This window comes from Paraniabella aurantiaca, from assembly GCF_050309965.1.
Classification (GTDB): Bacteria; Bacteroidota; Bacteroidia; order Chitinophagales; family Chitinophagaceae; genus Niabella.
Genome location: NZ_JBLOSY010000002.1, coordinates 1838752 through 1852273, shown reverse-complemented (window position 1 = coordinate 1852273; position 13522 = coordinate 1838752). Strand labels below are relative to the sequence as shown.

The 13522-nt window shown below is 42.6% G+C and carries 6 protein-coding genes; all 6 read left to right on the top strand.

Features of this window, described 5'->3' with window-relative positions; translation table 11 throughout:
- The first annotated feature begins 55 nt into the window (after positions 1-55).
- The 6 genes from glgB (at position 56) to ACLOAU_RS21865 (ending at position 13516) form a co-directional block, all read left to right on the top strand.
- On the top strand, positions 56-2020 hold the full coding sequence (gene glgB / locus ACLOAU_RS21890) for a 1,4-alpha-glucan branching protein GlgB (RefSeq protein ID WP_427864042.1): 1965 nt from the start codon (positions 56-58) through the stop codon (positions 2018-2020).
- 106 nt (positions 2021-2126) lie between these two features.
- On the top strand, positions 2127-6224 hold the full coding sequence (locus tag ACLOAU_RS21885; RefSeq protein WP_427864041.1) for a hybrid sensor histidine kinase/response regulator: 4098 nt from the start codon (positions 2127-2129) through the stop codon (positions 6222-6224).
- 268 nt (positions 6225-6492) lie between these two features.
- Entirely contained in the window at positions 6493-9642 is a 3150-nt protein-coding gene (locus ACLOAU_RS21880; protein WP_427864040.1) for a SusC/RagA family TonB-linked outer membrane protein, read from the top strand.
- Between the two features lie 19 nt (positions 9643-9661).
- A complete protein-coding gene (locus tag ACLOAU_RS21875; RefSeq protein ID WP_427864039.1) occupies positions 9662-11143 on the top strand; it encodes a RagB/SusD family nutrient uptake outer membrane protein in 1482 nt (493 codons plus the stop codon).
- 14 nt (positions 11144-11157) lie between these two features.
- Positions 11158-12222 carry a glycoside hydrolase family 130 protein gene (locus tag ACLOAU_RS21870; RefSeq protein ID WP_427864038.1) on the top strand — a complete coding sequence of 355 codons (1065 nt, stop codon included), beginning with the start codon at positions 11158-11160 and terminating at the stop codon, positions 12220-12222.
- Complete coding sequence (locus ACLOAU_RS21865; protein WP_427864037.1) at positions 12215-13516, top strand: MFS transporter; 1302 nt, start codon at positions 12215-12217, stop codon at positions 13514-13516. Before ACLOAU_RS21870 ends, ACLOAU_RS21865 begins: the two co-directional genes overlap by 8 nt.
- Positions 13517-13522: the final 6 nt, after the last annotated feature.

Below are 13522 nucleotides of genomic sequence, written 5' to 3'. Positions count from 1 at the left end.
ACTCAAACACAGTTGTTGGTATTATAATTATCGTAAATTGCTTCAAACATGTACTATGCCTATTGATATCAAAATTTTGCAGGAAAAGTTTGAAAAGGAAAATTTTATAGACACCTCAAAACCCGTTTGGAATTACTCCATTCTTACCGAAGAAGATGTTAATAACTTTCAGAACGGCTTCAATTATACATTATATGAAAAATTCGGCTCCAAATCTATCCAGGTAAACGGTGTGCAGGGCATGTATTTCTGCGTATGGGCTCCCAGTGCCAAATTTGTTTTTGTAACCGGCAATTTCAACGACTGGAACAAACTTTCGCATCCGCTTACACCCAGGTGGGACAACAGCGGTATCTGGGAAGGGTTTATACCGGATATCAGGCATGGTGAATTATATAAGTATCATATAGTGGGCCCTAATAATCGCATTGCTGACAAAGGCGACCCCTTCGCTAATTTCTGGGAACTAAAACCTCTTACAGCTTCTATCACCTGGGATCTTCAATATGAATGGAACGATACGGAATGGATGCAGAAAAGGGCAGAACATAATGCACTGGATGCACCCTGGAGTGTATATGAAGTTCACCTGGCCAGCTGGAAAAGACCTGACGCAAATGACGAACATAAATACCTGAGCTATGACGAAATCAGAGAAAGCCTGGTACCCTATGTAAAAGAGATGGGCTTTACCCACGTTGAGTTTATGCCTGTAGCAGAGCATCCTTTTGATGGGAGCTGGGGATACCAGATCACAGGATACTTTGCGCCCACATCCCGGTTTGGAGATCCGCAGGGATTCATGCGACTGGTAGATGCTTTTCACCAGGAAGGCATTGGGGTAATATTAGATTGGGTACCCTCGCATTTCCCCTACGATTCGCACGGACTGTTTATGTTTGATGGCAATCATACGTACGAATATGCTGATATGCGAAAAGGTTTTCACCCCGACTGGAACAGCTATATTTTCAATTATAAGAGAGGCGAGGTTAAGTCCTTCCTGATCAGTAATGCCCGGTTCTGGTTTGACCTGTTTCATATCGATGGCATACGTGTAGATGCAGTAAGCTCTATGCTTAAACTGAATTATTCACGCAAGGAAGGCGAATGGGAACCCAATGAGCATGGTGGGGATGGCAACCTGGAAGCCATTGAATTTATAAAAAACCTGAACGAAATGGTTTACCGCGATTTTCCGGGCGTACAAACCATTGCGGAAGAAGCAACCGATTGGCCCGGTGTATCAAAGCCCACTTTTACAGGCGGCTTGGGCTTTGGTATGAAATGGATGATGGGCTGGATGCATGATTCGCTTGATTATTTTAAACTGGATCCTGTTCACCGCCCCTATCATCAAAACCAGTTTACATTTAGTATGATGTACTATTATGATGAAAACTTCATGCTACCCATCAGTCATGACGAAGTAGTACATGGTAAAAGTCCGCTGCTATTTAAAATGCCCGGCGACCTCTGGCAAAAGTTTGCCAATCTACGGTTATTCTTTACTTATATGTGGACTCACCCCGGAGGCAAGCTCTTGTTCATGGGCAGCGAGTTTGGACAAACCAGCGAGTGGAATTACAAATCAGAACTGGACTGGCATCTGTTACAATATGATAGTCATAAAGGAGCCCGCCATAGCCTTAAAATATTGAATCAACTATTAGAAGAAGAACCTGCGCTTTACACCCGCCAGTTTGACATCGGAGGATTTGAATGGACAGACCTTAATCACCAGAATGAAGGTGTTATGGTATACAAGAGAAAGGCTGAAAAAGATGATGATGATGTGTTGATTATACTAAACGCCACACCAGAAGTTCGTCACGACTGGGTAATTGAAACCTATGGTAAAAAGTATACCCGGGAACTATTCAACTCAGACCTGAAAGAATTTGACGGAACCGGTAATGTTTACAATAAGGATATCAGGTGTGAGCTACTGGATGATGTTACAAAAAAATACCGTATCACGATCAATCTTCCTCCTTTAGCGGGTTTAATACTCAAGTAACCAGCATTTCCCGGAACATCATAGTAGAGTGATTTGTTACCCCGGTAATTAATCTATTTATGCAGCCTGAAGATTCCGTATACTTGCTTTATAAACGATGGCCTTAATGATCAATAACTACACAAGATGGTTGTGGCTATGGTGTGCCGTTTTCTTTTTAAGCACCAAAAGTTTTGCGGCCTCCCCATCCGACTCGTTCCTGGTACAGGCTTACGACAACTATAATGGCTTGTCTAATAGTTCCATCAACGACCTGCATATAGATAAAGATGGATTGCTTTGGCTGGGCACCTGGGATGGCCTGAATATGTTTGAAGGTAACCGGTTGCGGATATTTAATTACAATCTTAGTAATGATCAGCAAAGTATCGGCGGTAATATCATCCAGGGAATAGATGAAGACAAAGCAGGAAATTTATGGATCACTACGGTTGGCGGCATTACCCGGTACGATAAAAAAGAAGGCAGGTTTTATAATTTCTTTTACCAACAGAACCTGCCGGGGAATATTACCGAGCATGAGTACAAAATTGCCATTGATCAAAACGGACAGGTATTTTGCTATACCCACCGACAGGGTTTAACACGTTATAACCTGCAACAAAATAAGTTCGAGAACATTCCCGGAACAGCTTCACTCAAAGTTAAAAAGATCACCTTTGACAACAGTAACCGCTTAATCATCCTGACAGAAAACGACCAGCTTCAACTTTGGGTCAGCAATACAAATGCACTTAGGCTGAGTCACTCTATACAAAATAATGTCGCCAATTTCTTCCTTGTAAACGGACAATTGTTTTTTACCAAAAGCAATGATGAGTATTTATACCGCCTTGATCAGGTAGCTACAGCCCTTGTTCCATTAAGTGGTGCTATTAACTCTATTGTGTATTATAATAACCACTATTTAGTTGCCTGGGCAACGGGTGGCTGTACTGTATTTAATAACACATGGCAGTCTACCCGCTTTATGTCGGGTTTACTGCGATCACTGGCCAATATTCGCATCACCAGCTGGGCATTGAAAAATGAAACCCTATGGGCAGGCACAGATGGTAGCGGTGTAATAAAAATAACACCCCAAACAAAATTCTTTGGAACAGTTACCATGTCTAAGGAAGGTAGCGCCTATAACCGGCCGGTGCGTGCTTTTTGTGAAGACGGACAGCAATTATGGGTAGCTACGAAAGGACGGGGCATCATCACCTACAACAACATATTAAAGGAGCAGGAGCTTAAAAACATTACAGCCCCTCAATATCTGGACAACAATGCCGTATATGCATTGAAGAAAGGCATTGACAACCTTATTTATATGGGAACAGATGGGAACGGATTGAATATATATGATATTAAAAGGAACCAATTCTTTAAATGGTCCGACATTCTAAACAAAGAAGGCTGCCCTGGTTTTGGTTCGGTATACAGTATTTACCAGGATCCTGATAGCTCTGTTTGGGTGGGTACCAGTGGGTATGGGCTCTTACATCTTCGATTCTCAAGAGAGGAAGATGGAAAAATAAAGTTTGTATATGGAAGAAAATACAGCGCCGGGGAAAAGGACAAAGGACCTGCCAATAATATCATTTACTCCCTTACCCCTTACGACAACGATCATATATGGGTGGGTTGCCGGTATGGCGGGCTAAGCCTTTTAAACAAAAAGACCGGCCGTTTCAGAACCTTTAAAGCTTTTACATACGAAGGCAGCTTATCTAATAACGACATTATTTATATACACAAGGATAAAAGAAATATCCTGTGGATAGGCACCAGTTATGGACTTAACTTTTTACCGCCAGACGAAATACAAAAGTCTAACCCTGTTTTTGGAAAAATTACCACCGAAAAGGGTCTTCCTAATAATACCATACATGCTATTACCGAAGATGATGAAGGAAATATCTGGATCAGCAGCAATAAAGGTATCGCCAAGATAACCTGGCCTAATTTATCGGTTAGTAACTACCAGCAAACGGACGGCCTACAAAGCAGTGAATTTAGCGATGGTGCGGTGTGGAAAGACAAAACCGGCAAATTATATTTCGGAGGAATTTCAGGATTTAATAGTTTTCTACCGGCCCAGATCAGTAAAAGTAACTACCTGGGCAATATTCTTATTTCATATGTAACAGCGGGGAATCATAGCTCTGGACAAAATAGTCTTTTTGTCTTTCAAAATAACAACGCGGCTACACCCCTCTCCTACACCACCCCAAGGGATGAAAATTATATCAGCCTGGAAGCCTCTGCCATTAATTTTGCAAACGCTGAAAAGTTTGAGATATCCTATTTTCTCGAAGGATATGACCATACCTGGAACGCGCAAAAAGCTACCGCCAAGATATCCTATAGCAATCTTCCACCCGGTAACTACGAGCTAAAAGTGAAGTGGAATAATGGCGAGGGTCTCAGCTCAGATGAAATAACTGTACTCCAGGTAAAAGTGCAGCCCTACCCCTGGTTGAGTATTTGGGCTTTTGTTGTATACGCGTTGATCATCAGTTTTGCTATTTATACTTTATACAGCTACCGGAAAAGAAGGGCTGCAATAAAGCAACAACTGAAATTAGAACAATTGATGCGCTTAAAGGAGGAGGAAGTACATGAAAACCGGATCGGATTTTTTACCAATATAGCGCACGAACTGCAAACACCTTTAACCCTTATTATGGGCGGATTTGAACGTTTCATGGAAAAAGCAGACACGTTGGTCATCAAAGGCGATAAGGGTAAATACCTTTCTTTAATAAAACAGCAAACGGCCAAACTCACTTACTTGCTACACCAGCTATTTGAATTCAGAAAAGCCGACACAGGATATACGCAGAACAATTTCAGCTACCTTAACCTTACAGCACTATTAACTAATATTGTAGAACCATTTGCACCACTCGCTGAAAAGAGAAAGCTGGAATATGACTACCATATTTCAGGTAATATGATGGGCTGGATGGACAAGGACAAACTGGAAAAGATCCTGTTCAATTTGCTATCCAATGCCTTTAAATATACCAGTAAAGGAGAAAGAATAATCTTCCAGGCCGCCCAACGGGAGGGTCTGCTTTATTTGGAGGTCTTTAATTCAGGGGTTCAGTTGCCCCAGGACCAGCTCCGGGATATTTTCAGGAAATTTTATACCGGTGATAATATTAAAAATGCGCCGGACACCTATGGTACAGGTATCGGACTGGCTTTTACGTCTCAACTGGTGAACCTGTTGGAAGGAACCATTATTGCCGAAAACCGCGGGGACGGGGTTTGCTTTACAACCACCATCCCTTTAAAAAATAACAGTCAGCAGGTTGAAGATCATCCGGTAGCGGATGCTACGCCTTCAGAATTATTTACGGTAATGACATCTGATAGCGTGGCACACCCGGCCAACATAGGCAATAAAACGGCTGCTATGGAAGAAATTCTGAACGCCGATAAAGATATTGTGGTTATTGTTGATGATGAGGCCGAAATACGCTACCTGCTCAGAGACGTTCTGAAAAAAGATTATATCGTTTACGAAGCCGAAGATGGACAACAGGCTGCAGCGTTAATTAATACTTATATGCCGTCCCTGGTTATAGCCGACATCCTGATGCCCAAATTAAATGGCCTGGAACTATGCAAACTGATCAAAGAAACACCTGCTACCTGCCAGATACCGGTTATCCTGCTATCGGCCCGGTCAATGGAAGAACAACATATTGAGGGCTATGAAGCCGGGGCCGATGCCTACATTTCTAAACCCTTTAACACTTCTAACCTGAAAGTAAGAGTTAGAAAACTGATCGAATACCAAAAAAGGATCCAGCAATTATTCAAAAACGCAGATAATAGTAATGCTACCGTTCGCGACGCGGGGATCAAAAAAGATGATAAAGCATTTCTTGAACAACTTACCGGGATCATCCGGGAGGAAATACTAAACCCTGAATTAAATGCCGCTTTGCTCGAAAAAACCATCTTCCTGAGCAAGATGCAGCTATACCGTAAAACCAAGTCCCTGACCGGGATGACTCCCGGGGAATTTATCAAACATACCCGCCTGGCGAAGGCCGCCGACCTGTTGGTGCATACTAATATGCCGGTTGGAGAAGTATTCCTGAACAGCGGTTTTAATAACGAGTCTTACTTTTTCCGCGAGTTTAAAAAAAGGTATGAATGTGCGCCTCAGGATTATCGGAAAAACAGCGAACTAAAAGCCTGATTTTTCTTCAAAACTGAAAATCAAGTCTTTAACAAAGACAAAAAGCCTTCTTTTGCAATAATAATACAGTAAAATGCAATAATGGTACACCTGTTTCGCGGGTATGTAACTGTAGTTTTGATCAATCATCAGAACAGTGATTGCCTGTTTATATTATTGGTTTACCCACGCCATCAAACAAAGAGAGGTCTCCTGCTTGTCGAAAAGGTAAACTCATCCTTGCAGTCTCTGTGTGAAAAATAAAAACGATTTAATTAAAGCCATCAATATGATACAACAACCGAACGAAAATTGTTTGTCCGCAGCGGAATCCCAATGGCCCCGCGTGCTTCGCCTGCTGAGCTTCGGCCTGGCCTTGTTTTTATGTACCCTTAGCAGCTTCGCTCAGCAAACCGGCCGGGATATATCCGGGAAAGTGGTTTCAGCCAATGCCGAACCGCTGGCGGGAGCCACCATTTCTGTAAAAGGCACCAGTAATGCTGTCGTATCGGGTAACGATGGCTCATTCTCTATAAGTATATCCGAAAATGCCGTTCTGGTTATTTCTTCCGTCGGATACAAAGAGCTGGAAGTTAATACCAGCGGTTTGACCGATTTTAATTTTACAATGACGCCCTCAGCTCAGGCGATGGACGATATTGTGGTGGTAGGATATACCACACAAAAACGGGTAAGTGTGACGGGTGCCGTTTCCGTTGTTGATCTCAACAACCTGCAAAAAACAAAATCACCGGATGTTATACAGGCTTTACAGGGACAAGTGCCCGGTGTTATGATACAGTCAAGCACAGGAGCCCCCGGCGACGCTATCCAAATAAGGATACGGGGCGTGGGAACGCTTGGTAATGTAGACCCCTTATATATTATTGATGGGGTGCCTACCAAGAACCTTACTTTTCTGGACCCTTCGGATATACAAAGTATGTCGGTATTAAAAGACGCAGCAGCTACCGCCATTTATGGTTCAAGAGCTGCAAACGGCGTTGTTATCTTTACTACTAAACGGGGCACAAAAAGCGATAAAAGCAATATTGCTATTGATTATTACACAGGTATAACAAAGCCCACCAGCCTGCCTGATATGCTGAACGCAGACCAATATTTAACTGTAAAGGATATAGCCTGGCATAATACCGCCGGTAACAGCGCTTCGGCCACCAGTCCTTACGCAGCATTAAAGGCTGCGGGCAATTATGCCAATACTAATTGGTTAAACGAATTATTTACTACCGGTACCACCAATAAACTAAACGTTTCAGCAAGCGGTGGGTCGGATAAAGTACAGTATTACCTTTCTGCCGGCTATTTTAGCGCTAACGGAATCGTTGTTGAAAACAACGACATGTTTAAACGTATTAACCTACGTGCCAATGTAAATGCTAATCTTACAGACCGGCTTATAGCAGGCATTAATTTCCAACTGGTAAACGCTACGCAGGATAAGTTGTCCTCCAGCGGTGATGCTCCCGGCATTATCCGTCATGCATTGTTACGACCGCCGGTTCTGGGCGTTTACAAAGACCCTTCAGACCCTACTTATAACCCCAGCGATCCTTATACCGATCTACCTTTTTATGCACAAAACCTTGCAGCTAATAACGGCGTATGGAACGGAGCGCAAAATCGTTTTGAATTTTCATCCAACCCTATTGCGTTGGTAAATTACACAGATAACAAATTAAATAACTTCAGGAATTTTGGTAACGCATACCTGGAGTATGGCTTTCTGAGGGATAAATCACTAAAATTACGATCCAGCTACGGCGCCGATATTATTATGGTGCACAATAAAGCCTTTTTTCAAAACTTTGGAGACAATGATGGCGGAGGGGGCGCCCTCTATCCTAACCTGGGCAGACAAAACAGGCCTAGCAGCTTAACCGAAGAAAGAGGACAGCTTACTACATTAACCATAACCAATACTTTAAACTATCAAAAGCTGCTAAATAATATACATAATGTAAATATTCTATTGGGGCAGGAGTACATTAAAAATAAAGAAGACCGGATGAATGGAAGCCGTATTAATTATAACAATAGCTCTCCTGCCTTTAGATTCCTGGACTATGGAAGTGAAACCAGTGGACTTTGGAATGGCGGATCGCAGCCCAATAACTGGACCCTGGTATCGTTCTTTGGTTCTGCCAACTATGGATTTGAAAATAAATATTTCTTAAATGCCACATTCAGGGCGGACGGCTCATCCAGATTTGGCCCCAATAATAAGTGGGGGTACTTCCCCTCGGTAGCGGGTGCATGGGTTATCTCAAAAGAAAGCTTTATGCAGGATGCCAGCTGGATCAACAATCTTAAATTAAGAGCAAGCTGGGGTATGTCGGGCAACCAGGAAATTCCAAACGATGCTTACCAGACAGTGGTATCGCAGGTAGGTGGTGTGGTAAATATTAACAGGTATGGTAACCCCGATTTAAAATGGGAATCTACAAAGCAAACGGATATTGGCCTGGATATGGACGTACTAAGCAACCGCTTATCCATTTATGCAGACTACTACCACAAGACCACAGATAATATATTGCTGGCAGTTGGGCTACCGGCAGTATCGGTGGGTGTGATCAACGCCACTTATGTGAATGCAGGTGCTGTAAGCAATAAGGGATTTGAATTGGGCGTACAGTATAGGAACAAGGATCATGCTTTTAAATATGAAATAGGCGCGAATGCTACCACCCAAAAGAACAACGTAGACCAGTTATATGATTTTGTCCCTACTATTATTGATAATGTATCGCACACTATTACACGACCCGGCAATGCTATTAGTTCCTACTACGGATTACAGTTTGATGGTATTTATCAAAACATTAATGAAATCAATACTTACCTGCATACCAATACCAATGGCGCCCAACCTGGTGATATTAAGTTTAAGGATATAAATGGAGATGGCCAGATTGATGATAATGACCGTACCATTTTAGGCAACAATATCCCTAAATTTTTCTACGGGTTTCATTTTAATGCATCCTATAAAAAATTCGATTTTTCTTTCATGTTCCAGGGCGTGCAGGGTGTAGACAGGTATAACGATCTTAAACAGATCATCAACTACGATACCCGGCCCTTTAATTCCACTACAGACGTATTAAACGCATGGAACGGCGAAGGTTCAACCAACACTATACCACGCCTTACTTTTAATGATAATGGTGGCAGTAAGGTTTCGGGTGTTTTTGTTGAGGATGCGTCTTTCCTGCGTTTGAAAAATGTAGAACTAGGCTATACAATTCAAATGAAAAAATTAAACCTTAATAACTTCCGGGTTTATGTGTCCGGGCAAAACCTGCTCACCTTCACCAAATACTCTGGTTTAGATCCTGAATCTACCCTATTAAAAGACCAGGGCACCTATCCACAGCTGAAAGGATTTATACTTGGCGCAAGACTTAATTTTTAACCTGCCTAAATCAGTCATAATGAAAAATAATAAATATGTATACTTAGGATGTTTTGCTTTTCTAATGGCCACAGGCTGCAAAAAGCAATTGACATCAGACTCCATAGGGTTGCTTACACAAGAACAGGTAAATGCTACACCTACCAGTACAACTGTAGAAAATTCGGTAAAATCTTCTTATAAAATGCTGGCTAATACACTTAATCTTTTAGGCAACTGGGACTGGACCGGTGGGTTAGTTTTTCAAAACGATATCATTATATCCGATATCGAGTCGGACGACATGGAAAAAAAATGGGCTGCTGATGGCGACCAGCCCTGGATGGATGACATTAATAACTTCACATTCACTGCATCCAATGGTGGTCCTAACGGGCTATGGAAATACGATTACGAAGGTATCAAAAGGTTGAACATTGCTATCGGTCTATTAACCAAATCAGACATTGAAACGGTTACCGGTATTACTACCACCCGAAAAAACCAGTTACTGGGAGAGAGCTACTTTTTACGTGCTTACTATTACTTTTCCCTGGTTACTAATTTTGGAGATGTGCCACTCATTACAAAAACAGTAGACTCCTACCAGGAGGCTTTCAAAGTTGCAGTACGTGCTGACAAAAATACGGTGTGGGACCAGATAAAGGCTGACCTTGCCGCCGCCAAGCCGCTGTTACCCAACTCCAAATTCAGCTCAACAGCAGAGCTATGGCGTGTTTCAAAAGGTGCGGTAATTGCCATGCAGGCAAAAGTTGCGCTATATACACAAAAATGGAGCGATGTGACAACGCTCGTGAATGAGCTCGAGACTACAGGGTTTTATAATCTTAATGCGAACTATTTCAGCAGTTTCAATACCGAATTTACGGACAACGAAGTAATTTTTGCTTATGACCACTCTACCGGACAAATACCACAAAATGGCAACGGCTATTGTGCTCCTGTGGGATGGGGCTTTTTTGCACCAAGCACCGATTTTTTAAACTCTTTTGAAGCCAATGATCCACGCAAGCTGTATACTGTAAATACAGCAACTCAAAACGTAAATAAAATCTTAGGCTCAACAGATGGTAGTAATAAAGGGAATGATGATGCAGCCAATAATAAAATTTTGATCCGGTATGCCGATGTGCTTTTGTGGAAAGCAGAAGCTTACCTGGAAACGGGCGATTTTACAAATTCAATTGCTTACATTAACAAAATAAGGCAAAGAGCCAGAACAACCGTAACTGCTGATGGTAGCATTATACCTGCCGGCACGTTAGCGGACAGGCCTGCATCCAGCGATAAAGCAACCGTAAAAAACTGGTTGATGGCTGAAAGGCGCGCGGAGCTTGGGTTTGAGAACCAGCGTATGCCTGACTTAAAACGCTGGGGTATTGCCAAACAGGTAATGAATGCCTTGGGAAAGCCTTTCCAGGATAAGCATTACTTATACCCTATTCCACAAAGTGAAATTGACGCTTCCGCAGGTACACTTACCCAAAATTCCGGATATTAATAAATTAAAATTCAATGTCTGACATAGCAAAGAGATTCCCCCGGAATCCGTTACTGAAACCTTCCCATCTGAAGCCCAGTACGGAGGGGCTGGAAATAGCATGCCTGCTCAATCCCGGTGTATTCCGGTTCAATGATAAAACATGGATGATCGTCCGGGTAGCGGAGCGTCCGGCACAAGATGAAACCACGATCTCCTTCCCTGTTTTTACGGAGGCAGGAGCCATTCAGGTGATTAAGATCCAGAAATCAGATCCCGACCTGGATGCTACTGATGCACGCGTGATCAACTACAAAGGTGCAGATTATTTAACCACCTTATCGCATCTGCGGCTGGTTTGCAGCGATGATGGTATTAACTTTTATGAGCCGGAGGATTATCCCCCGCTGACAGGAGTAGGCCGGCTGGAAACGTTTGGTATTGAAGATTGCCGGGTTACACAAATTGATGACACTTATTATCTCACTTTCACCTCTGTTTCTGACAACGGTGTTGGTGTAGGCCTGAGAACGACCAAAGACTGGAAGCATTTCGAGATACACGGCATGATACTGCCTCCGCATAATAAAGATTGCGCCCTGTTTGAGGAAAAAATAAACGGGAAGTACTACATGTTGCACCGGCCAAGTAGCGTAGATATAGGAGGAAATTATATCTGGATCTGCAACTCTCCGGATGGCATTCATTGGGGTAATCACCAATGCCTTATCAAAACTACCAAAGGCAGCTGGGATAGTGCACGGGTAGGTGGCGGAGCCGCTCCTATTAAAACTAATAAAGGCTGGCTGGCCATTTACCATGGAGCTAATGAACAACACCAGTATTGCCTGGGTGCATTTTTGCTCGACCTGGATAATCCTTCGAAAGTGCTGGCTAAAACCATTGCCCCCATTATGATGCCGCTGGCTGATTACGAGCAAACCGGCTTCTTTGGCAACGTGGTTTTCACCAATGGTCATATTGTACAGCCCGATGGAGATACCGTAACTATTTATTACGGGGCTTCAGATGAGGTAGTATGTGCTGCAGATTTCTCCATCCACCAGATTTTATCACAATTAAGCTATACCCATGTTTAAATATATATCTAGCGAAGTAGCGCATTTCAAACAGCAGCCACACAATTTTCGCATACTGGTGCTTACCAATCTGGTATATGCATTGGTGTTGCCGGTTATTGATATTTTTGTTGCAGCTTATGTGATGCGTAATTCTAACGACCCCACTAAGGTTGTAATTTACCAGCTAACCATTTATACAGGCATTCCGCTTACTTTTTTACTCAATGGGTTTCTTTTAAAATATATCAATATCCGAAAACTGTATTCAGCCGGCATGATGCTAAGCGCTGTATCCATGATCGTGATGATGTCTTTAAAATCGCTCGACCTCGTGGGCATTGGCATTGCAGGTATGATCATGGGACTGTCTTTCGGCTTTTACTGGGCTAATCGCGACTATCTCGCCCTGGCCATCACCAACGACAGCAACCGCAATTATTATTACGGGCTCGAAACTTTTTTTTATACTTTGATCGCGGTGGCCATACCCATTACCATCGGCTGGTTTATAGAATCACGCGGTTCTGGAGAAGGCGTTAAAAATGCATATCGTATTGTTACCGGTGTAGTGTTCCTGATCACGATCCTGGCTTCGGTAGTTTGTTTTCGCAGCACTTTTAGCAACCCTGCACAAAAAAAATATGTATATTTCAATTTCCATCCGTTATGGAAAAAATTATTAGTGTTAGCTTCACTGAAAGGTCTGGCGCAGGGTTTCCTGGTCACCGCACCGGCTATGTTGATCATGTTATTATTGGGAAAAGAAGGTGCATTAGGAACAGCCCAATCTATCGGCGCCGTGTTGGCTGCTATCATTATGTATGTGCTGGGCCGTGTAACCAAGCCTTCTGACCGTATCAGAATATTTGCAGCCGGACTTATTTTATTTACAGCCGGTGCAGCTTTTAACAGCGCTTTATTTAACCAGACCGGCGTTGTACTATTTATCCTCTTACTATTGATCGCAAAACCCCTTATGGACCTGGCCTACTTCCCTATACAGTTCAGGGTTATTGACATTGTTTCTAAAATTGAAAAAAGAAGTGAATTTGCCTACATCCTTAACCACGAAGCAGGCTTATATGTAGGGAGATTTTTAGGTGCTGCTACTTTCTTAATTTTAGCTTATAAAGTTTCTACAGAAATAGCTTTACGATATGCCATATTGATCATAGCCATTCTTCAATTAGGATCTATATTAGTAGCAAAAGTAATTATCAAAGAGGGCAACAGGATAGCACCGCAAGACTCAGCCGAACTGCCGCCCGTAGAAACAGAAACAATAGAAAAAGTGATACAACCACAAGCCTAATTAATA

Bases quoted from the DNA above. Each gene is read 5' to 3' on its own strand.
- ACLOAU_RS21865 (WP_427864037.1), top strand. From the start codon at position 12,215: ATGTTTAAATATATATCTAGCGAAGTAGCGCATTTCAAACAGCAGCCA.
- ACLOAU_RS21880 (WP_427864040.1), top strand. From the start codon at position 6,493: ATGATACAACAACCGAACGAAAATTGTTTGTCCGCAGCGGAATCCCAA.
- ACLOAU_RS21875 (WP_427864039.1), top strand. From the start codon at position 9,662: ATGAAAAATAATAAATATGTATACTTAGGATGTTTTGCTTTTCTAATG.
- glgB (WP_427864042.1), top strand. From the start codon at position 56: ATGCCTATTGATATCAAAATTTTGCAGGAAAAGTTTGAAAAGGAAAAT.
- ACLOAU_RS21870 (WP_427864038.1), top strand. From the start codon at position 11,158: ATGTCTGACATAGCAAAGAGATTCCCCCGGAATCCGTTACTGAAACCT.
- ACLOAU_RS21885 (WP_427864041.1), top strand. From the start codon at position 2,127: ATGATCAATAACTACACAAGATGGTTGTGGCTATGGTGTGCCGTTTTC.